This window comes from Williamsia limnetica, assembly GCF_003217475.1.
Lineage (GTDB): Bacteria > Actinomycetota > Actinomycetes > Mycobacteriales > Mycobacteriaceae > Williamsia > Williamsia limnetica.
In genome coordinates, this window is sequence record NZ_QJSP01000015.1 from 40,596 (window position 1) to 61,712 (window position 21,117).

Consider the following 21,117-nt stretch of genomic DNA (forward strand, 5'->3'; position numbering starts at 1 on the left):
CACCCTGGCTCGCGGGTCTTGAACCAGTGTGGCGCCGGTCACTCTACGCCCGAACCCGAACGGAGAATTTCGGACCCCTTTCCCTTGCGAACGACGCACGTGCGATGCCGCTGATCGGTCGTCAGCGGTTGATGGTGCTCTTACCCAACGCCAGTCCGGCGAAGACGATCACCAGCCACAATCCGCTGACCACCCCCGGGAACCCGGGCAGCCCGAATGCGGCGACGGTCACGACGACCGGTAGAACCGCCAGTACGCTGACGACTCCGATCCAGCGCGAGACGAGTCGTTCACCGAAGGCCATCCACACGATGGCGCCGGCGGCAACGGTCACGCCGAGGTAGCCGATGAACGATCCGAAGTCGTTGAGCACGTACAGCACGTACAGGCCGGCTTTGTCGAAGGCCTCGTCTTCGCTGCCGCCGTTGTACAAACCCATCGCGCCCTTCCAGCCGTAGCCGAGGGACAGGGCTCCTGCCGAGGCCGTGAATCCGAGGGGCACGACGCGGGCCGCGGTGCTGGTCGGGGTCCGGGGTTCGACGTGCCGCTTCCAGGCGGCGGCGAGTACGAGCAGCAGTGCGACGGTGAGGTATCCGGTGATGATCGAGCCGTGGGCCTTACCGCTACTGATGTCGTCGACAACGTCGGAGTTGTACGGCGTGTTCTCGTCCCACTCGGGATGCAGATCGAACGCCAGCGTCGCTGCCAAGGCGCCGATGCCGGCAGCCACGCCCACCCAGGGCCACCGCCCCTTCGTCGTGGTCTCGGTCTCGGTCGTCGGGTGTGCGGTGATCGGAGTGGTCATCGTGGTTCGCTTTCTCGTGAGGGTGGTGCGTGGAGTCATCGAAGTCGTCTTGGATCGACATGGTCACCGACTCTGCGGCGGGACTTGTCCCGGACAACAGGGACACCGGTCCCGGTGGCCCGGGAAACTTCAGCCGAGCGGCGACTTTGCCGCGTCGGGCATGCCACGATGACCACGTGAAAGCCGCCGTCCATCGTTTCGCCGACAGGATCGGCGATCGGGGGCTGCGCCGAGCCGCGTTGGTCGGTGGAATCGTCGCGGTCGCCTGCGTCGCGGGCACCCTTGTCCTGCACTGGGAACTGACCCGACGCGTGGACGTCGACCCGGTGTACGCCAGCGATCTCGTGCTGGGTTCGGTGTGGCCGGTCGCGGGTGTGGTGGTGGTCTATCAGCAACCGCGAAATCGGTGCGGTTGGTTGCTCGTCGGTACCGGCCTCATGAGCGTCTACCTGCTGCTCGGGCAGTACAGCGTCTGGAGCGCGAAGGTGACGCCGTTGCCCGGATCGGCTGTGGCCGATTGGATCTCGATGTTCGGTTTCGGGGTCTACTTCATCGTGCTGCCGCTGCTCACCTTGATCTTCCCCGACGGCAGGGTGCGGTCGCGGCCCGAGAAGGCCCTCGCGGTCTCGGCGCTCACGGCAGCCGGCGGTGCCATCTGCGCGCGGATGGTGGTGCCCGGCCCCGCGGACGTCGACGGATCGATCCGCAACCCGATCGGTATCGATGCGCTCGAGCCCCTCAACTACGTGACGCTCGTCAGCTCCTTCTACTGTCTGGCGGTCGCGACGCCGCTGGCCGTGATCGCGCTCGTCGTGCGCACTCGGCGCGCTGTCGGCGTGCAGCGAGCGCAGCTGCAATGGTTCATGGTCGGCGGGATCGTGATGGCCTGCGCCTTGATCGGCGCGTTACTGCTCAGGGATAACGCCCTTGGTAACGCGGCGTTTGTCGTGGCGCTGCTGTCGCTGCCGGTGGCAGTCGTGCTGGCGACGTTGCGCTATCGGCTCTTAGATGCCGAGTTTGCACTGAGTCGATCGATCGTCCTGGTGCTCGTCGTCGCGGTGGTGGCCACCAGCGGGGGACTCGTACTGTGGCAGATCGATCCAGACATCGCCGGATCGCGCGCAGGTATCGCACTGGTGGTGGTCTGTGTACTGAGTGCGTTCGCCGTACGCGCAGTGCTGCAACGAGTCATCGACGACCTGTGGTTTCCCCAGTTGCGGGGAACACGGACCCTGGCGCCCAGGATCTCCGAGGCGGTCTCGTTGTCGACGGAGCCGCGTGCTGCGCTGGCCGACCTGATCTCGGCCCTGCGTAGCGAGTTGCGCATGCCGTATGTGGCGTTCGACGGTGCGATTCGCACCGAAGTCGGTCATCGCCCTGAACGTGTGGTCACCATCGAGGCAATCGCCATGGGTCGTAGGGTCGGCCAACTCGAAGTCGCGCCCCGCAGGGCGGGCGATGGCTTCAGCGATGCAGAACGCACGCTGCTCGAACAGGCGGCCGCGCACGGCGCGATGATGGCATACGCGGCATCGCTCGTGGCCGAGACAGAAGACTCACGCGCCCGCATCGTCGCGGCCCGGGAGGAAGAGCGGCGGAGGCTGCGCAATGATCTTCACGACGGCGTGGGCCCGAGTCTGGCCGGGATCGCGCTGCAGATGGATGCGCTCGCACATACCCTGCGCCGCAGCGGCGACATCGAATACGCAGAGAACGCCGACAGCATCCGCGACCGGGTCCGGGAGACCGTCGCGCAGGTCCGCGCGGTATCACATGGACTGCGACCGCCGGTCCTCGACCAACTCGGTCTCGCTGAGGCGCTGCGTCAACTCGTCGACGGGCTCGGGATGGTCGAAGGTGTGGTGCAACTCGACGACATGGGTGAGTTGCCCGCCGCCGCCGAGGTCGCCACCTACTCGATCGCCGCCGAGGCCGTGACCAATGTCGTCCACCACAGTGCCGCGTCGCGCGTGCGTATCGACGTCGAATGCGATGGGCAATACCTCGAACTCCGGGTCAGCGACAATGGTCGCGGATTGCCCGGCCGTCCGAGGCCGGGAGTCGGTTTGACGAGTATGCGGCAGCGGGCCGCCGAGGTGGGAGGTCGGGTGGAGCACCTGGCGGCCCAAGGTGGCGGAACGGTCGTCCGGTTGGTGCTACCGGTGACTTCCCTTCCCGGACAAGGGAAGGTGGCAAGTCTGTGACCACTGTGCTGGTGGTCGACGACCACGCGTTGTTCCGGGCGGGCCTGCTGGCCGTGCTCTCCGCCATGGACGATGTGGATGTCGTCGGCGAGGCGGCCAACGGGGAGGATGCCGTGGCGGCCGTCGAATCGATGCAGCCGCAGGTGGTCCTGATGGATCTGCGCATGCCCGGCATCGGTGGGCTTGCGGCGACCGCGAGAATCGCTGAACGGCATCCCGAGGTGGCAGTGGTGGTGCTGACCATGAGCGAGGACGCCGACTCGGTGTTCGCGGCGTTGCGTGCCGGAGCCCGCGGGTACCTGCTCAAGGAGGCAGGCGCAGACGATGTGCAGCGCACGATTGCGGCTGTGGCCAGAGGCGAGGCGGTGTTCGGCCCGCGGGTGGCCGAGCAAGTTGTCGGATTCTTTTCATCGGAGAGCACAGCCTCAACGGTGCCCCAGGCATTTCCCGAGCTCACCAGCCGCGAACGCGAGGTGCTCGAACTGATGGCCCGCGGTCTCGACAACGCGGCCATCGCTCGGCGACTGTTCCTGTCAGAGAAGACAGTCCGCAACAGGGTCAGTGAAATCCTGGCGAAACTGCGCGCCCGTACCCGCGCAGAAGCCGTTGCCAGAGCCCGGGACGCAGGGATCGGTGGCGCTCCTGGCTGACCTGCCACTTGGTTGCGTACGCGCCAGTTGCATGTGGCACCGGCCCCCTGGATGAATGTGACTGATCTGTCACCGATTTCGACCATGACATTTACGAAGTACTAAGCTGCACAACCTGTTACTCGTGCGAACGGACCGAGCGATGTCAGAGGTCGGTGATAACCTTCGATCGAAGGTGCTGCGCGCAAGCGGAGTCGACTACTTCTGAATCGTAATCTGTTCAACACCAATACTATTCATGCGTTCGAACTACTTGCGAACACCTGTTCGAGCGGATATGGTGAGTGTAGTCAATCGACCTGGGGGAGGGTTTCGATGAACATTCGCACTACTACTTCAGACATGATCGGTCTGGTGGTTCCAGACGATCCGGGTGAATTGTCCTCACTGACGGAGGATCTCATCACCTTGCGCAATGCCACCGAGTCGCAACTGTCGGTTTGCGCGGCGATGATCGACCGCCTCGGGTTCGCGAAGAAGGCCGGCACGACACCGTCGATGTGGTTGCAGGACAAAGGTGCTTCGCCAGCTGCTGCATCGCGCTGGCTACGCATCGGTAAAGGTATCTCGAAGCTCGATCGCACGGCCGGCTATTTCCGGGACGGGTTCTTGTCCACCGAGCACGTCGACGCCGTGGTCAAGGGGATCAAGCAGATCGCCGACAGGTCAGACGTCGGGATCGACGATGAGGAACGAGTCGTCTTCGAGAGAAGATTGCTGAGCCACGCCATCTCCGGAGCACGCCCTACCGAGATCGAGAAGATCGCCCAGGGTCTGGGAAACCAAGTCGCCCACGACAGCGGCGGACCCACACCGGCCGAGGACCCGACACTCAACAGACTCGACTACGCATTCAGTGAAGGCCGGTTGGTGGGGCGGTTCGATGTGGATGCGCAGATCGGCGAAAAGCTGTACGCCGCCTTGGATCTGTGGAGCAGGGCACGTCCCGAACCCGATGGATCTGATGACGCTCGGATTCCCACCCAGCGCCGCGCCGATGCGCTGCACCAACTCCTCGATTGCGGCGGTGGTGGCGGCGACGGCCTGGTGTCGGCGCCCCGGACTGAGGTGAACGTGACCGTGCCGGCAGATCATCCTGATCAGGCGTCGCTAGACTGGATGGGACCGATCACGGAAGCCCTGGCGGAACTATTGGCGTGTGATTCCTCGATGGCATCAGTGATCTTGGACAGCCACGGGGTACCGATCGACATGGGCCCATCGAAGCGGCTGTTCACAGGCGCTGTGCGCAAGGCGATCATCATTCGCGACCAATGCTGCATCAAGTGCGGGGGATCGGCATCTTGGTCTGATTGCCACCACATCATCTACTGGTCCGATGGTGGCACGACAACTTTGGGCAACGGGTGCCTCCTGTGCCGGACCTGCCACCGGGCAGTTCACACTACCGGCTGGGAGATCACCATGGGATCTGACGGGCACCCGTGGTTGGTCCCGCCCGCCGAGATGGACCCGCAACGAAGACCTTTGCCCGCCTACAACCGTCGCACCATGACACTGGCTGCCTGATCCGCTGGACCTGTAGATACCGCACCACAACAACTTCCAGACCGCTCCACCCGCGCACCCGAGAACGCTTCGGGACCGCGCTTGCACATTGACAATTCCACAGTGTGAAAACGCATGGTGCTGCCGCCCGGACGGGCCGGGAGGCAGCACCACGGGCACGGTCGACGCCAGCAGGGCGCGGTCGGCGTTCGGATCGGCGGACTCAGCGCACGGTGCGCGCGAGGGTGAGACCTCGCTCCAATCTGCGAATGTTGTCCGCGATGTCGCGGACACGGCCCACAAAAGTGTCCTCGGTGACCCCGGAGGCATGGGGTGTCATCAACAGATTCGGCAGCTCGGCGAACGGGAGTTGACCGGGGTCGCCTATCCCGTCGGGGCTGGGGTAGGAATACCAGACGTCGATGGCCGCCGCCCGAATGATGTTGCTGCTCAATGCGTCGAAGAGTGCCTCCTGCTGAACCAGTGGTCCACGTCCGACGTTGATCAGTACGCCGTCGCTGCCGAGCGCTGCGAACTCGTCTGGGCCGATCATCCCGCGGGTGTGCTCGGTCAGTGGGGTCGACACGACGACGATGTCGGATTCGGTCATCAGGCGGGTCAGGTCAGCGGCATAGCCCGCCCACGACAGTCCCGTGGCCACCGGATCGATGGTGCCCCGGCCGGTGACCGCGCAACCACTGCAGCCGAGAGCACGTAGGTGATTCCAGCTCTTGGAGCCGATGTGTCCGAAGCCGACGAATCCGATGTGCGCTCCGTTCATCGACAAGGGTTGTCCGAGCGCATCGTCATACACCGACGTCGACCAAAGGCCGCCCCGAAGTGCTTTGTCCTGCGCGATGAATCCGCGTCGCAACATGATTGCCGAGGACAGCACGTATTCGGCGATCGAGTCCTCGTGATGAAAGGTGTTGGCTACCCTGGTGCGCGGGTCGAGTGCTGCGAAGGCGACGTTGTCGGTGCCCGCGCCCGCCACATGAACGAGCTGCAATCGGGGTGCGGCGGCCGCCATCGCAGCGGTGAACCTGCCACCGACATAGACGTCGGCGTCTGCCAGGTCGGACGCGATCGCGGCTTCGTCGAACCGGTTGTGCCAGATCACGTCGGTATGTGGCGGAATCAGACTTTCGAAGAGTTTTCGATGTGGCGACAGGTTCCGGTCGCCGATGACCACGCGCATTGTTGTGCCGATCTGTCAGGCCCGCACCAGCGCGGGGCGTTTGCTGTCGAAAGTCCAATTCGGCACGAGAAACTGCATACCCACCGAGTCGTCCCGCGACCCCAATCCCTCGCGCATGTACAACTCGTGGGCTGCCTCCACCTGTGCCATGTCGAGATCCACGCCGAGGCCTGGGCGATCGGGCACCGTCAGGTGACCGTCGGTGATCTCGTAGGGTTCCTCGGTGATCCGTTGGCCGTCCTGCCAGATCCAATGGGTATCGATCGCCGTGACGTTTCCCGGAGCGGCGGCAGCGACATGGGTGAACATCGCCAGAGAGACGTCGAAGTGGTTGTTGGAGTGCGATCCCCAGGTGAGGCCCCAGGCATCGCACAGCTGCGCCACGCGAACAGAACCGGCCATGGTCCAGAAGTGCGGATCGGCAAGGGGGATGTCGACAGCACCGGACCGGATGGTGTGGCCCATCTCGCGCCAGTCGGTGGCGATCATGTTGGTGGCGGTGAGCATCCCGGTGGCGCGCTTGAACTCGCTCATGACCTCCCGGCCGGAGAAGCCGCCCTCGGGGCCGACGGGATCTTCTGCGTAGGCGAGCACATCGCGTAATCCACGGCAGGTCTCGATCGCCTCGGACAGCAACCACCCGCCGTTGGGATCAAGGGTGATCCTGGCCTCGGGGAAGCGCTGCGCCAGTGCCGTGACAGCCGCTGCTTCCTCACGAGGCGCAAGCACACCTCCCTTGAGCTTGAAGTCGGAAAAGCCGTAGCGGGTGTGCGCGGCTTCGGCGAGGGCGACCACGGCCTCCGGTGTCAGTGCTTCCTGGTGCCGAAGCCGCAGCCAGTCGTCGGTCTCACCGGCGCCGTCGGCGTAGTCGAGCCCGGTCTTGTTGCGGTCCCCGACGAAGAAGAGGTAGCCCAACGCCTGGACCCGCTCTCGCTGCTGTCCGTCACCGAGCAGGGCTGCGACCGGCACATCGAGGTGTTGGCCGAGAAGGTCGAGCAAGGCCGATTCGACCGCGGTGACGGCGTGGATCGCGATCCGGAGATCGAACGTCTGGTTGCCGCGCCCCCCGGCGTCGCGATCGGCGAAGGTGCGTCGCATGTCGCCGAGTACCGCGTTGTATGCGCCGATCCCACGACCGATGACGAGTTCACGGGCGTCGTCGAGGGTTTGCCGGATCGGTTCGCCGCCAGGCACCTCGCCGACACCGGTGTTGCCGTCGGAATCGGTGATGACCACCAGGTTGCGGGTGAAGAACGGTGCGTGGGCACCGGAGAGGTTGAGGAGCATGCTGTCGCGGCCGGCGATGGGGATCACGCGCATGTCGGTGACAACGGGTGCGCCGCGGGTTGCCGAGTTCGGGTGGGTTGTCATTTCTGCGGCCTTTCGGGTCGTGGGGTCAAAGTAGTTGCTGTCCGATGAGCAGGAGGGCCCCGACGGACGAGATCCCGATCGAGAGCCACCGCAGGCGGGCCGGGTCGAGGATCCGGTTCACGAAACGTGAAGCGAGGTATCCCAGCACGATCGCTGGGATGAGGGCGACGAACATCTCGGCGTTCTCCCGATCGATGGCACCGGCGACTGCGAGCACCGCGATGGACATGATCGATCCCACGAGGAAGAAGGCGCTCATATTGCTGCGGAGCCGGGGACCGGTCGAGCCCTGCAGCACGAGTGCCATGGGTGGGCCACCGATAGAGGTGGCGGTGCCGAGAAGCCCTGACGCCGCGCCTGCCGTCGCGAGATTGCGGCGTCGCGGTGGCGGTGCCCAGCCCATCGTCGCCAGCACCACCCCGGCGAGCACCACGCCCGCCAGCAGCAGCGACAGGCCCTGTTCCGGCAACAGCAGCAGCAGCGCCGCACCGGCGAGGGTGCCGGGCACCCGGCCGGCCAAGGCCCAGCCTGTCCCTCGCAGGTCCAGGCTCTGCCGCTCGCGTAGCACCACCAGTAGCGTGACGACGACCGCCGACATGATGAGGGTGCCGGGGATCAGGCTGGGCTCGACGAGAGCGACAACCGGGGCTGCGAGCATGCCCATCCCGAACCCGATCGACGCCTGCATGCACGACGCGGCGAAGACCGCGATGGTGATGACGGAGAACGCAGCAACGCTCACCCGACCGCGGTGGGTATGCCCAAGGCCACGGAGTTGCGCGGGTGGAAGCACTCGGCGACATGGGTGGGTTCGCTCAACTCAGCGCGGATCGACTTGCCCGGCGGCACCTCGGTCGCGACGGGAGGTGCCGACTCCGCGCATTCGGTGGTGGCGTGGACGCAGCGTGTGCGGAACCTGCAGCCCGACGGCGGGTTCAACGGCGACGGCACCTCACCTTCGAGGATGATGCGCGTTCGTCGGGTGCTCGGGTCGAGAGTCGGTGCGGCCGACATCAGCGCTTCGGTGTACGGATGTAGCGGCTTGTCGAAAACCGTTTCCGTAGGGCCTGTTTCGACGATCCGACCGAGGTACATCACCGCGACACGGTCGGCGACGTGCCGGACGACCGACAAGTCGTGCGAGATGAAGATGTAGGAGATGCCCAGTTCCTTCTGCAGGTCATTGAGCAGATTGAGCACCTGCGCCTGGACCGAGAGGTCCAGTGCGGAGACCGGCTCATCGCAGATGACGACCGACGGATTGAGTGCGAGCGCCCTGGCGATGCCGAGTCGCTGACGCTGACCACCCGAGAACTCCTGCGGCGAACGGTGCTCGTCGCTCGGCCGCAGTCCCACCAGATGCAGGAGTTCGCGGACCCTGGCGGCCCGGTCGCGCTTCGACTTGTACAACGTCTTGTGCGTCCGCCACGGCTCGGAGACGATCTCTCCCGCTGTCATCCGGGCGTTCAAAGAGGCATACGGGTCTTGGAAGACCATCTGAACACGACGCCGCAGGGCGAGCATGTCCTTGCTCCCGAGGGTGTAGGGATCTACGCCGTCCCAGCTGACGGTGCCGTCGTCGGGACGCTCCAGCATCATCAGGGTGCGGGCCAGCGTGGATTTCCCGCAACCGGATTCGCCGACGAGTCCGAGTGTCTCGCCGCGGGCGAGATCGAGGCTGATGCCGTCCAGTGCGCGGAGCTGCGTTTTGCCGTCTTTGCCCGCGGGCACCTTGAACGTCTTGGTGAGGTCCCGGACCTCGAGAACCTTCGACTTCGTGGCTGGACGGGTTGCTTCAGACATTGCCGACCTCCTCGGTGAAATGGCATGCGGCCGAGCGCCCGGAGGCGACGGACTGTAGTGCGGGGCGCGTGGTGCTGCAGATGTCTTGTGCCAGTGGACATCGCGCCTGGTAGACGCATCCGCTGGGGATCGAGTGCAGATCTGGCGGTGTGCCGCCGATCGACTTGAGATCCTCACCGCGCTTGGTGTGCACCGGCACCGAATCGAGGAGTCCCTTGGTGTACGGATGCTGCGGATTGGCGAAGACCTCAGAGACCGCGCCGGTCTCGACGACGTTGCCGGCGTACATGATCGCGACGCGATCGGCCTGCTCGGCGACCAGTGCCAGGTCGTGGGTGATGAGGATGACGGCCATGTCGAACTCGGTCCGCAGATTGTGCAGCAGCGACATGATCTGGGCCTGCACGGTGACGTCGAGGGCGGTCGTCGGTTCATCGGCGAGGAGCACCCGCGGGCTCAGGGCGACGGCCATGGCAATCAGCAAACGCTGCCGCATACCGCCGGAGAACTGGTGCGGGTACGAGTCGATCCGCGATTCCGGTTCCGGGATCCCGACGTGTTCCATCAGCCGGATCGCCTCGCGTCTGGCGGCTTTCGCCGACATCTTGCGATGGATCCGGAACGGCTCGGCCAACTGGGTGCCGACCGTGTACACGGGGTTCAGTGCGGTCAGCGCATCCTGGAACACGATGGCGAGTTCGGTACCTGCGACCTGACGCCGCTTTCGTTTGCTCGCCGTCGTGAGGTTGGTCTCGCCCAGCAGCACTGTCCCGTCGGTGATGTCGGCGATGGGATCGAGCAGCCCGACCAGAGCCTGCGCGGTCATGGATTTGCCGCAACCCGATTCCCCGAGGAGCGCCAGGGTCTCCCCGCGGCGGGCGACGAACGACACGTGGTCGACGGCGCGAACAACACCGGTCGGGGTACGCAGATCAACGGTCAGATCGGAGACATCGAGAGCGATGCGGTCGCCGGTGGCCGTGGCGGTCGGGTTGTCGATGGCGGGAGCACTCATGCGACTGCCTTTCGTGAGGAGAACAGACGGCGGCGGGCACGGGGCACGGTCAGGCGCCAGCGCTGGCCGGGATCGGTGGCGATACGGGCCCAGGCCGCCAGGATGGTTGCCGACACGGTGGTCACCACGATGGCCAGGCCGGGGAAGAACGACAGCCACCATGCGGTCTGCAGATAGGTGCGTCCCTGCGAGACCATCAGGCCCCAGCTGATGTCCGGCGGCTGGATGCCGATACCCAGGAAGCTCAGTGACGACTCGGCCAGCATCACGAAGCAGAAGTCGAGGGTGGCGACGGTGAGCAGGGTCGGGAGCAGGATGGGGAAGACGTGCGAACGGATGATGGACCCGCTGCTCGCCCCGAAGGTCCTCGCGGCGTCGACAAAGATCCGGCTCTGTAGTTCGGCCGACTCGGCCCGGGCGGTGCGCAGGTAGATGGGGATGCGGGTGAAGGCCAGTACCAGCACGATATTGGCGGCACTCGGTGAGAACACGTACAGCACCACGACCGCCAGCAGCAGTGACGGGAAACTCATGATCACATCGGCGACGCGCATCGCGGTGGTCTCACGCCAGCCGCGGTGGTAGCCGGCCCACATGCCGATCACCGATCCGATGATGCCCGAGATGACCACGGCGGGCAGCGCAACCATCATCGTGGTCTGGCAGGCGACGATCAGCCGGGCCAGCATGCTGCGGCCGAGCGGGTCGGTGCCCAGCACGTTCATCCACCCGGTGTCGAGGTTGAAGGGGGCCAGATTCGACTCGTCCAGGTTCTGATCGGTCGCGGCAGTGCCGACCAGCCATGGCCCGAAGACTGCGACGAGCAGAACGAACGCAAGGATTCCCGCCGCGACAGTGGCCATAGGGTCGCGCAGCAGCAATTTCCAGAGGGGCATCTTGCCCGTCGGAACCTTGCCGGTGGCAACGGAATCGCCGGTGGGATCGGTGGGCGCGACCAGTGACCCGGTCGGGTCGGTGACGGTGGACTCGGTGGGTCCGGTGGCAATCGACATGGCGTTCTCCTAGACCTTGACCTTTTCGCGGACCCGCGCATCGAGCAGCGCATATCCGGCGTCTATGACGACGTTGAGAATGAAGATGCTGACCGCGGTCAGCAGGACCGCTGCCTGCAGCACCGCGAAGTCGCGTTGCAGGATCGAATCGATCATCAGCTTGCCGATGCCGGGCCAACCGAAGATGGCCTCGACCACCACCGCGCCGTTGACGAGGGCGACGGCGAGATCACCGGCGACCGTCAGTGCCGGTGCCGCTGCGTTACGGAGTGCGTGGTGGGTGACGACCCGGAAGTCGCCTGCGCCCTTACTGCGGGCGAGTCGGACGTATGGCGCCGACAGGGCTTGCACCATCGCGCCGCGAACGACCTGGGTGAGAACGCCGAGCGGCCTGATCAACAGCGTCGCGATCGGCAGGATCCACGAGAGGGTGCTGCCTGTGCCCGAGGTGGGCAGCCAACCGAAGACCACGGCGAAGATCCAGATCCCGGTGATGGCGAACCAGAAGTCGGGGACGCTGGCGGCGGTCATCGACAGCAGCGACGAGAAGCGGTCGGCAAGGGAGTTGGGGCGCAGCGCTGCCCAGCATCCGAGGATCACCGCGCCGACGATGGCCAGCAGCATGGTGAAGAACGCGAGCTGCAGGGTGGCCGGGAACGCCCGCAGGGCCATACCTGCGGCGGACTCTCCTGTGCGTAGCGACTCACCGAAATCGAGGTGGATGACACCGCCGAGGTAGTCGAGCATCTGGTTCCAGACGGGCTTGTCGAGACCGTTTTCGGCGGCGAACTCAGCGCGCTGGTCTGCCGTGGCAGAGACCGGCAGGTAGAGGTTGGTGGGGTCACCGGTCAACCGGGCGAGAAGGAAGACACCGAACAGGACCACCAGTAGTGGGATGAGGCTGGTGTACATGCGGCGTCGCAGGAAGGCGAACATCTCTCACCGCTTTCTCGGTTGAGTGGGGCTGGTCATGGCGGATCCTTCGAAGGGGCGCGAGAGCGCGGGTGGGTTCAGTCGTTGCCGGATGCAGTGGCGTGGGTCATCTCCGCCAGGCGCATCTCGTCACCGGTTGCGGAATTGGGTTGGTAGGCAACAGTCGGTGCCTTGGCGAGCACGGCGTTCATGTGCGCGATATAGGCGTACTGCCGGATCAGACGGGGCTCGTCGGCGAGGACGGCGGCGAACGCATTCTGGCGGGCGTCGCCGATCTGCTCCTGTGCGTTCTCGATCTCGCGGTCGAAGGCGGGCGTGCCGTAGGTGCTCTGATAGCCGTCGCTGAGCAGGTACTGCTCTGCGGTGAACTGGGCATCGCCGGCCTGGTTGCCGTGCTGAATCATCAGGATCACCGGGCCCTCGTCGGGAAAGGGACGGATTTGATAGAGCATCTGGCCTGAGGTGTCCATCATCTCGATCTTCACGTTGAGGCCGGCTTGGTCGAGCGAGTTCTGGATGACCTCGATGGTCTCGTTGATCTTGGGGAACATACCTGTCCGACCGATCAATTTGATCTGCTTGTCGACAGGAACTCCGTCGGCTTTGGCTTGCGCCACAAGCTCTTTCGCCCGGTCGAGGTCATAGGGGGTGGGTGTGATCGTGTCATTGAATCCGACGATGCTCGGGCCCACCAGTTGCGATGCCGGATCTCCGAGACCGCGGAACAGCGCCTTGATGATGCCGTCACGATTCACGGACAGGTCGATGGCCTCGCGGACGCGGTAGTCGTCGAGCGGCGGTTCGTCGGCCTGCATCCGCAGGGCGGTGGTCTCGTTGTTCGGGTAGGAGACCCCGAGGTCGCCGGCTCCGTCTTCGGGACCGAGATAGGTGGCGATCTCGGCCTCGTCGTTGGTCACCATCGCGGCCCGCACGCTGCCCTCCGTACGCCACTGGTACACGGCCCGGGTGTATTCCGGCTTAGGGCCGGAATACTCGGGGTTGAGGGCGAGAGCCAGTTTCTGGCCCGCGTCCCAGTACTCGACGAGGTAGGGACCGGTCCCGATCGGGATTCGTACTTTGTCCTTTGCGTCGGTGGTGGTCGGCACCATTTCGATGAACGAGATGCGCAGCGGCAGAATCGGGTCGGGAGTCGGGGTGGTGACGGTGACGGTGGCAGGGTCGGTTGCCGTGACGATGAGCTCGTCGTCGCCGAACACGTATCCGTCGACCTCGCACCCGATCGAGGAGTTGATGGTGCGATTGATGGAGAAGGCGGCGTCCTCTGCGTCGAAGGTGGTGCCGTCGCTGAACTTGATTCCTTCGTGGATGCGGAAGGTCCAGGTGTTCTGCGAGGTCTGCTCCCAGGAGTCGGCGAGCTTGGGCTCGAGGTCGCCGCTGTCCGGATTGCGCTCGATGAGCGGCTCGGTGATGTTCGACCGGACCACGGGTCCGGTGGCGGTGAGAGAGGCGTCGCACGGCTCGAGGGTCGGCGGCTCCTGGGGGAGCACGATGCGGAGGGTGTCCGGATCGGCGGCGTCGGTCTGTGTCGTATTGGCGACAGAACATCCGGTGGCGAGTGCGGCGACTGCGGCGGCAGCCACGACAGCGCGCAGGGTGCGTCGGGAAGCCGGCTGCATCGGGGCTGCGGCGTGCATGGTTCCTCCGTAGTGAAGATGAATCGCGTCTGTCGTCGGACGCTGCCGTTTGTGACGGTAGCCACAACGTAGGAGCGCCCCGAGGACGCGTCAACAGGCCAAAGTGCCTGGAAACGGCGCTTTTAGCCGGTGATTGGCATCACCGGACCTCAAAACGAGTGACCTGACTCACTCTAAATATAGCGTCTGACCTGCCCCTTTCGCTCACCGGCGTGATGGGCACCGGAGTGCCGGTCAGCCAGTCATGCCGTTTGGGTATCAGTTGATGTTATTTACGAGTTGGACAGGTATTCCTGGGGCGGCTTACCGTACCTATAGCTCAGTGGTGACCATCTCCGGTCACCCCTGTCGTCAGGAGGCGCGATGGCAGACGTGACAACGTCCACAACCCAGACAGCTGAAGCTGTTGAGCTGCAGAGCGATCGGGTCTTGCAGGTGGGTCCTCTCAAGCCCTCCCTCGCCGAAATCCTTGCGGTCGATCATCGTGCGCTGACCCTGCCGGTCGATGATTCCCGGCAGGCCTTCCTTGCCGAACACGGCGCATCCGTGACAGCTGTGGTGACCTCTGGACGCACCGGCGTCGATGCGGAACTGATGGCGGAGCTGCCCCACCTGGGGGCGATCGTCCACTTCGGAGTCGGCTACGACACCACCGATGTCGACGAGGCGGCCCGCCGCGGGATCGGGGTCAGCAACACACCCGACGTGCTCACCGACTGCGTCGCCGACACCGCGGTGGGACTGCTGATCGACACCCTCCGCGGTTTCTCCGCTGCCGACAGGTTCGTGCGGGCGGGCCGCTGGCCCCGAGAAGGCAACGTTCCGTTGGCCCGCAAGGTGAGTGGATCACGGGTCGGCATCATCGGGCTCGGCCGGATCGGTGCGGCGATCGCTGATCGGCTCGTCGGATTCGGGTGCGACATCGCCTATCACAACCGCAACCAGGTCCCTGACTCGCCGTATCGATATGCGACCTCTGCCGCGTTGCTCGCAGCCTCGGTCGACGTCCTGGTGGTCGCCGCTGCCGGCGGTGAGGGCACCCGGCACCTCGTCGATCGTGAGGTGCTGGAGGCGCTGGGCCCCAACGGCTTTTTGATCAACGTGGCCAGGGGCAGCGTCGTCGATGAGGTGGCCCTGGTGGAAATGCTGACCACTGGTCGCCTCGCGGGCGCAGGTCTCGACGTCTTCGCCGACGAACCCCTGGTGCCCGCTGAACTCTTCGACGTCGACAACGTTGTGCTCCTGCCTCACGTCGGCAGCGGCACCATCGCGACGCGGGCGGCGATGGAGGCGCTAACCCTCGAGAACCTCGACGACTATCTGACCCGTGGAACCCTCACCACGCCTGTCCTGCAACCGCGATCCACCGCTGGAGCCCCATCATGAGTGTCGTACTGAGTTACGTCTCGAGCGTCGAAGGACGCGGAGCGTTGTCCTTCGGGTTTGCTGAAGCCCGCATGAGGGGCACCGACATACTCGTCATCGCCGAGGACGACAGTGCGGTCGCCCCGGAGTTCGAACTCGATCTCGCCGCCGCCCGGCAGGCCGCGAGCGCGGCGGAGGTCGTGGTCAAGGTCGAACCGAACGATCCGGATCTCTCCCACGCCGACAACCTCATCGACGCCTCCTACCGCGATGACGTCGAGCTCATCGTCATCGGCATCCGCCGCCGCTCGCCGGTCGGAAAGCTGTTGACCGGCAGCGCCATGCAACGCGTGCTGTTGGACGCCCAGTGCCCCGTGACGGCCGTAAAACCCCCGGTGCGTTCCGCCGTCTGACCCGATTTTGGTGGGTTCTGGCGACCGTTCGCCCAGGTCGGGCTCGCCAGAACCCACCACTTTCGGAGGGCGCGGGGGTCAGATCCATTCCCGCTGCGGCAGCACATCTTCCATGAGTCTGGCGAGTGCCGGGTTCTGGTTGTCGGGACGCCAGGCGGCGTTCATCTGCACGGGCCGGTCGCGTACGGACGTCACCTCTTTGAACACCACGCCCTCGGGGTGCATGGTGGCCGCTGATTCGGGTACCAATGCCATCCCGAGGCCCGACCGTACGAGCACCAGCATGGTGTGCACCTGCGTCACGTACTGAACGTATTTCGGTGTCGCGCCGACGATCGTGAAGGTGCTGATCAGCAGTTCGTGGAAGTATCTGGCGTCGACGGGGGAGTACATCACCACCGGGCGGTTGTCGAAGTCCTCGATGGTCAGGTGCTCGGCGTCGACCAGGTCGTGGTCGGTGGGCAGGGCCGCGATCAGTCGCTCGTGATGGATGGGTCTGCTACTGATCCCCGGGCGGGTCATGATGGGCCGGACCAGCCCCAGGTCGAGCTCTCCACCGGACAACGACTCGATCTGAGCCGACGAGACCATCTCGCGTAGAACCAATTTGACGTCAGGGAGCATCTCGCGCGCAGTCGCGAGCAATCGAGGCAACACCGCGTGAGCCGATGCACCGGTGAATCCGATGATCACGGTGCCGAGGTCGCCGGCGGGAACGCGGCGGACGGTCAGCACCGCGCTCTCCGACAGGCGGACGATGCGACGGGCGTCGGGCAGGAATGCTGTTCCTGCCGCCGTCAGCGTCACCGAACGGCTGGTGCGGTCGACGAGCTGCACGCCGAGTTCGTTCTCGAGCTGCTGGATCTGCCTGCTCAGGGGCGGTTGCGTCATGTGCAGGCGCTCAGCCGCCCGTCCGAAATGCAGCTCCTCGGCGACCGCGATGAAACAGGTGAGACGAGCCAGCGAGAACATTGATCCACTCCTGGTATCGGAAGAAGGCGCGTGCGCGTCCCAATGGATCAATGTACTCGCCCGCTCAGCCAGCAGGGAGCACGACTACCAGCGTGGACAGGTGTTCTCGAACGACGGATCAACCGATTTCATGTACCCGGTGTCATCACGATCCGAGATCCCGCAGTCGAGATACTGCTGGTGGAGCACAGAAAGTGCATCATCGTCGATCTCGACTCCGAGACCAGGAGCGGTCGGGACCGCGACCGCGCCGCCGACGATGGACAACGCCCCGGGTTTGACGACGTCCTCGTCCTTCCACGGCCAATGGGTGTCGCAGGCGTACGAGAGGTTGGGTGTTGCGGCGGCCAGGTGGACCATGGCCGCGAAACTGATGCCCAGGTGAGAGTTGGAGTGCATGGACAGTCCGAGTCCGAAGGTGTCGCAGATGCCGGCGAGCAGGCGCGATCGCTGCAGGCCGCCCCAATAGTGGTGGTCGGAGAGCACCACCGACACCGAGTTCCGCCGGACCGACTCCTCGATCTGATCGAAGGCGACCACGCACATGTTCGTCGCGAGCGGCATCTTGGCCTCCGCTGCGACCTCTGCCATGCCCTCGAGTCCCGGTGTCGGGTCCTCGAGATACTCGAGTACGCCGGCAAGTTCGGAAGCCACGTGGATCGACGTGTCCACCGTCCAGGCGGCGTTCGGATCGAGACGTAGCGGCAGGTCAGGGAACGCTGCCCGCAGCGCTGTGATCGCAGCGATCTCCTGCTCGGGCGGGAAGACCCCGCCCTTGAGTTTGATCGCCTTGAAGCCGTACTCGCCGATCATTCGTTGCGCCTGACGAACAAGCCCTTCCGGATCGAGCGCTGCGCCCCAGCTGTCTGGCTCAGCGCCCGGGTGCCCCGCCCACTTGTAGAACAGGTACGCACTGAACGGGACCTCGGTGCGGACGGCGCCGCCGAGAAGGTCGGACACCGGTCGGCCCAACGCCTTGCCTTGGACGTCCAAGCACGCGACCTCGAACGGGGACAGGACCCTGTCGGTGGTACTCGCGGTGGTGATCATCCCCGCGACGCCGTCGCCGCCGGTGATCGACAGGGTGTCGAGCTTCGCGTCGATCGCCTGCCTGATGGCTCCGAGGGCGAACACATCCTGACCGACGATGGCCTCTGTGGCCGCAGTCAGCCGCGCCAGGTGGGCGGTGTCCGCGTAGGTCTCGCCGAGCCCTACCAGACCGGCGTCGGTGTCGAGTTGGATGATCGCCCGCAGCGCGTAGGGCTGGTGGACGCCGACAGTGTTCAGCAGCGGCGGATCGACGAAGGCGACCGGGGTGATGCGGGCACCGGTGATCCGGATCGGTGGCGTGCTCATCACACCGCGATGGCCGGCGCCAGCGCACTCTCGAGGACTGCACGCCCCGCAGCGGTGATCTCGATGAGCTCCTGCTGGTGTTCTTCGGTCAGCGCCACCAGTGGTGCACGCACGGGTCCGGCGTCGATGCCCTCCATCGTGACCCCGAACTTGACCAGCGAGACCGCATATCCGGGAACCAGGTTGCGTAAACGGACCAGAGGGTGGAAGAAGTTGCGCAGCAGTGCTTCCGCCAGTTCGTCGTTTCCGGACTCGAGTGCGTTGTAGAAGGCCAGCGCGATCTCGGGTGCGAAGGCGAACGTTGCCGATGAATACAGGGTCACGCCGATGGCGCGGTAGGCCTGCTGGGTGATCTCGGCGGTCGGTAGCCCATTGAAGAAGAGGAAGTCCTTGCCGGACGGCGCCAGCGCATCCTTCACCGCGATGACGATGCGAGAGACATTGTCGAGATCTCCCGTCCCGTCCTTGAATCCGATCACGGTCGGCAGTTGCGCGACCTCCACCGCGGCGGCCTCGTTGTAGACGGCGGTGCCACGGTTGTAGACGATGAGCGGCAGGTCGGTGGCAGCGGCGACGGCGCGGGTGTACTCGACCAATCCGGCAGGCGGCATCGTCACGAGGTAGGGGGGCAGCAGCAAGATTCCGTCGGCACCCGCGGCCTTGGCGCTGACCGCGAACTCCTTGGCTTGCACCAGCGACCCGCCGGCTCCGGCGAACACCGGGACACGGCCGGCGACGACGTCGACCGCAGTGGCGACGATCCGGCCGAACTCCTCGAGCCCCAGAGCGTGGAACTCGCCTGTGCCGCAGGCGATGAACACGCCACCCGGACCGGCCGCCACACCCTTCTCGAGGTGCTGCGCGAGCAATGAGTAGTCCACATCGCCTGCCGGGGTGAACGGGGTGACGGGAAAGAACAGGACTCCGTCGAGCATGGTTGTCTCCTTGAATCGAGGGTGTGGGGTGTTGGTCAGTCTTGGACGAGGCGGCCGTCGATGCGGCGCCAGAGGCGATCGGGGTTGCCGTCGGCGATGGCTGAGGGCAGTAGTGCAGGTGGGACATCCTGGTAGGCGACCGGTCGCAGGAAACGCTCGATCGCGAGCGATCCGACCGACGTGCTGCGGGAATCCGAGGTGGACGGGTACGGGCCGCCGTGGACCATGGCGTGTCCGACTTCGACGCCGGTAGGCCACCCGTCGAACAGGATGCGTCCGACCTTCAGTTCGAGGACGTTCACCAGTGCCGCTGCGTCGTCCATGTCGGCGTCGTCGGCGTGCACCGTGGCGGTGAGTTGTCCCTCGAGTGCTGCTGCGACGTCGCGGACCTGCGCTGCGTCGGTGCACTTGACCACCAGACTCGCCGAGCCGAACACTTCTTGTTGCAGCACCTCCGAGCCGAGAAAGGTGTCGGCGTCGGTGCTGAAAATGGCTGCGCCACAACTGTTCGGCGCATCAGAGCCGGGGGCCTGGGCTTCGACGGTCGACGCGGCCGAGAGTGCATCGACGCCGGCCGAATACGAGTTCGCGATGGTGGGGGTGAGCATCGGGGTCGGGGTCGTGTCGGCAATTGCGGCGCCGGCGGACTCTACGAAGGTGGTCAATCCCGGACTGTCCACCGCGATGACCAGCCCTGGATTGGTGCAGAATTGCCCGGAGCCGAGGGTCAGGGAGCCGACGAAGGCCTTGCCCAGGTCCGCTCCGCGCGTCTGCAACGCCGTGTCGAGGACGAAGACCGGATTGATGGAACTCATCTCGGCATACACCGGGATCGGCTCGCGGCGGGCTGCGGCCGCCGCCACGAGAGCTGTTCCACCGGAACGTGACCCGGTGAATCCGACGGCTTTGACCCGGGGGTCGGTGACAAGACTGGTGCCCAGCGTGGGGCCGTGGCCGTACAGGAGGGAAAAGGTCCCCGCGGGCATCCCGGTCTGGACGACGGCGGCCGTGATGGCACGACCCACCAGTTCAGAGGTGCCGGGGTGGGCGTCATGGGCCTTGGCGATCACGGGGCATCCGGCGGCGAGTGCCGACGCGGTGTCGCCGCCCGCGACCGAGAATGCGAGCGGGAAGTTGCTGGCGCCGAAGACCGCGACCGGTCCTAACGGGATCTTGCGCTGGCGGATGTCAGCGCGCGGCAGGGGAGACCGATCGGGTTGCGCCGGGTCGATGCGTGCTCCGTTCCAGCCGCCGTCACGCAGTACGCCGGCGAACAATCGCAATTGGCCGGACGTGCGGCCCACCTCGCCGGTGATACGGCCGACGGGCAAACCGGACTCGGCGGCCGCGCGGTTGACGAGGGTATCGCCAAGAGCTTCCAAGTTGTCCGCGATCGCCTCGAGAAAGCGGGCGCGGGCCTCGGACGTCGTGGACCGGTACCGATCGAAGGCAGCTGCTGCCTGTGAGCAGGCAGCATCGACATGCGTGTCGTCGCCATGGGCGTAGCCGGGCTCCAGCACGGTGTCGGTTGACGGGTCCAGTCCACGGACCGTCTCGCCCGTACCGGTCACGAAGGTGCCGGCGATGATCATCTGGCCGGTCAGGGTGTCTGTTCGATTAACCGTTGCTGTCATGGTCGATTCCTTGCGTTGTCGCTGCGAGTACTCGGTGTCGGGCGACTCGGATCACGCCCGGAAGGCCATGGGCGTGACCTGAGTCATAACTCTGACCGTAGGAGCTGGATTCATTCCTGTCCAAGTCAAATGTGCCGATCTTCAATAGCCCGATTGAATCGACCCACGTCAGGCCTCCTCGGCAGACGACGTCGCCGGAGAAAACCGGGTTCTGTATTCGGACTCCGTTCACCGGGGTGGCCCACCCCAATCACGCAAGGGGTCTGCGATAGTCCGTGTCTGCGAT

The 21,117-nt window shown here is 65.3% G+C and carries 18 protein-coding genes; 5 read left to right on the top strand and 13 right to left on the bottom strand.

Annotated elements, in window-relative coordinates:
- Nucleotides 1-121: 121 nt before the first annotated feature.
- Entirely contained in the window at nt 122-805 is a 684-nt protein-coding gene (locus DFR67_RS22630; RefSeq protein ID WP_110471822.1) for a hypothetical protein, read from the bottom strand.
- A 29-nt stretch (nt 806-834) separates the two neighbouring features.
- Here DFR67_RS22630 and DFR67_RS22635 point away from each other — a divergent pair, with 29 nt between their 5' ends.
- The 3 genes from DFR67_RS22635 to DFR67_RS22645 all read left to right on the top strand — a co-directional run bounded on the left by DFR67_RS22635 (nt 835) and on the right by DFR67_RS22645 (nt 5,189).
- Nucleotides 835-3,009 (top strand): sensor histidine kinase, encoded by a 2,175-nt coding sequence (locus DFR67_RS22635; protein WP_146240506.1) that lies wholly within the window; start codon nt 835-837, stop codon nt 3,007-3,009.
- Nucleotides 3,006-3,659, top strand: coding sequence for a response regulator (locus DFR67_RS22640; protein ID WP_110471748.1), 654 nt, complete (start codon nt 3,006-3,008; stop codon nt 3,657-3,659). The genes DFR67_RS22635 and DFR67_RS22640 overlap by 4 nt, the downstream gene beginning before the upstream one ends.
- Nucleotides 3,660-3,974: 315 nt before the next feature.
- Nucleotides 3,975-5,189: an HNH endonuclease gene (locus DFR67_RS22645; protein ID WP_110471749.1), complete on the top strand. Its 1,215-nt coding sequence runs from the start codon at nt 3,975-3,977 to the stop codon at nt 5,187-5,189.
- Between the two features lie 202 nt (nt 5,190-5,391).
- On the opposite strand, the gene DFR67_RS22650 is transcribed toward DFR67_RS22645, so the two are convergent.
- The 8 genes from DFR67_RS22650 to DFR67_RS22685 all read right to left on the bottom strand — a co-directional run bounded on the left by DFR67_RS22650 (nt 5,392) and on the right by DFR67_RS22685 (nt 14,156).
- Nucleotides 5,392-6,366, bottom strand: a complete 975-nt coding sequence (locus DFR67_RS22650) for a 2-hydroxyacid dehydrogenase (protein ID WP_110471750.1) — start codon at nt 6,364-6,366, stop codon at nt 5,392-5,394.
- Nucleotides 6,367-6,381: 15 nt separating this feature from the next.
- Nucleotides 6,382-7,737, bottom strand: a complete 1,356-nt coding sequence (gudD, locus tag DFR67_RS22655; RefSeq protein ID WP_110471751.1) for a glucarate dehydratase — start codon at nt 7,735-7,737, stop codon at nt 6,382-6,384.
- Nucleotides 7,738-7,762: 25 nt separating this feature from the next.
- On the bottom strand, nt 7,763-8,479 hold the full coding sequence (locus DFR67_RS22660; RefSeq protein ID WP_110471752.1) for a sulfite exporter TauE/SafE family protein: 717 nt from the start codon (nt 8,477-8,479) through the stop codon (nt 7,763-7,765).
- Nucleotides 8,476-9,540 (bottom strand): ABC transporter ATP-binding protein, encoded by a 1,065-nt coding sequence (locus DFR67_RS22665; protein WP_110471753.1) that lies wholly within the window; start codon nt 9,538-9,540, stop codon nt 8,476-8,478. The genes DFR67_RS22660 and DFR67_RS22665 overlap by 4 nt, the downstream gene beginning before the upstream one ends.
- On the bottom strand, nt 9,533-10,555 hold the full coding sequence (locus tag DFR67_RS22670; RefSeq protein ID WP_110471754.1) for an ABC transporter ATP-binding protein: 1,023 nt from the start codon (nt 10,553-10,555) through the stop codon (nt 9,533-9,535). The genes DFR67_RS22665 and DFR67_RS22670 overlap by 8 nt, the downstream gene beginning before the upstream one ends.
- Entirely contained in the window at nt 10,552-11,568 is a 1,017-nt protein-coding gene (locus DFR67_RS22675; protein ID WP_110471755.1) for an ABC transporter permease, read from the bottom strand. Before DFR67_RS22675 ends, DFR67_RS22670 begins: the two co-directional genes overlap by 4 nt.
- A gap of 9 nt (nt 11,569-11,577) precedes the next feature.
- A complete protein-coding gene (locus tag DFR67_RS22680) occupies nt 11,578-12,504 on the bottom strand; it encodes an ABC transporter permease (RefSeq protein WP_110471756.1) in 927 nt (308 codons plus the stop codon).
- Between the two features lie 74 nt (nt 12,505-12,578).
- Entirely contained in the window at nt 12,579-14,156 is a 1,578-nt protein-coding gene (locus tag DFR67_RS22685; protein WP_425451322.1) for an ABC transporter substrate-binding protein, read from the bottom strand.
- A 363-nt stretch (nt 14,157-14,519) separates the two neighbouring features.
- Here DFR67_RS22685 and DFR67_RS22690 point away from each other — a divergent pair, with 363 nt between their 5' ends.
- Together DFR67_RS22690 and DFR67_RS22695 are read left to right on the top strand one after the other, a co-directional pair.
- A complete protein-coding gene (locus DFR67_RS22690) occupies nt 14,520-15,542 on the top strand; it encodes a 2-hydroxyacid dehydrogenase (RefSeq protein ID WP_110471757.1) in 1,023 nt (340 codons plus the stop codon).
- The gene (locus DFR67_RS22695; RefSeq protein WP_110471758.1) at nt 15,539-15,934 is read left to right on the top strand and encodes a universal stress protein; all 396 of its coding nucleotides are present in this window, start codon (nt 15,539-15,541) and stop codon (nt 15,932-15,934) included. The genes DFR67_RS22690 and DFR67_RS22695 overlap by 4 nt, the downstream gene beginning before the upstream one ends.
- A 78-nt stretch (nt 15,935-16,012) precedes the next feature.
- Here DFR67_RS22695 and DFR67_RS22700 read toward each other — a convergent pair whose 3' ends face one another.
- The 4 genes from DFR67_RS22700 to DFR67_RS22715 form a co-directional block, all read right to left on the bottom strand.
- A complete protein-coding gene (locus tag DFR67_RS22700) occupies nt 16,013-16,906 on the bottom strand; it encodes a LysR family transcriptional regulator (RefSeq protein WP_110471759.1) in 894 nt (297 codons plus the stop codon).
- A gap of 84 nt (nt 16,907-16,990) precedes the next feature.
- Nucleotides 16,991-18,262, bottom strand: coding sequence for a glucarate dehydratase family protein (locus DFR67_RS22705; protein ID WP_110471760.1), 1,272 nt, complete (start codon nt 18,260-18,262; stop codon nt 16,991-16,993).
- Nucleotides 18,262-19,197 carry a 5-dehydro-4-deoxyglucarate dehydratase gene (locus tag DFR67_RS22710; RefSeq protein ID WP_110471761.1) on the bottom strand — a complete coding sequence of 312 codons (936 nt, stop codon included), beginning with the start codon at nt 19,195-19,197 and terminating at the stop codon, nt 18,262-18,264. The genes DFR67_RS22705 and DFR67_RS22710 overlap by 1 nt, the downstream gene beginning before the upstream one ends.
- Nucleotides 19,198-19,232: 35 nt before the next feature.
- Nucleotides 19,233-20,831 (bottom strand): aldehyde dehydrogenase (NADP(+)), encoded by a 1,599-nt coding sequence (locus DFR67_RS22715; RefSeq protein ID WP_110471762.1) that lies wholly within the window; start codon nt 20,829-20,831, stop codon nt 19,233-19,235.
- Nucleotides 20,832-21,117 lie beyond the last annotated feature (286 nt).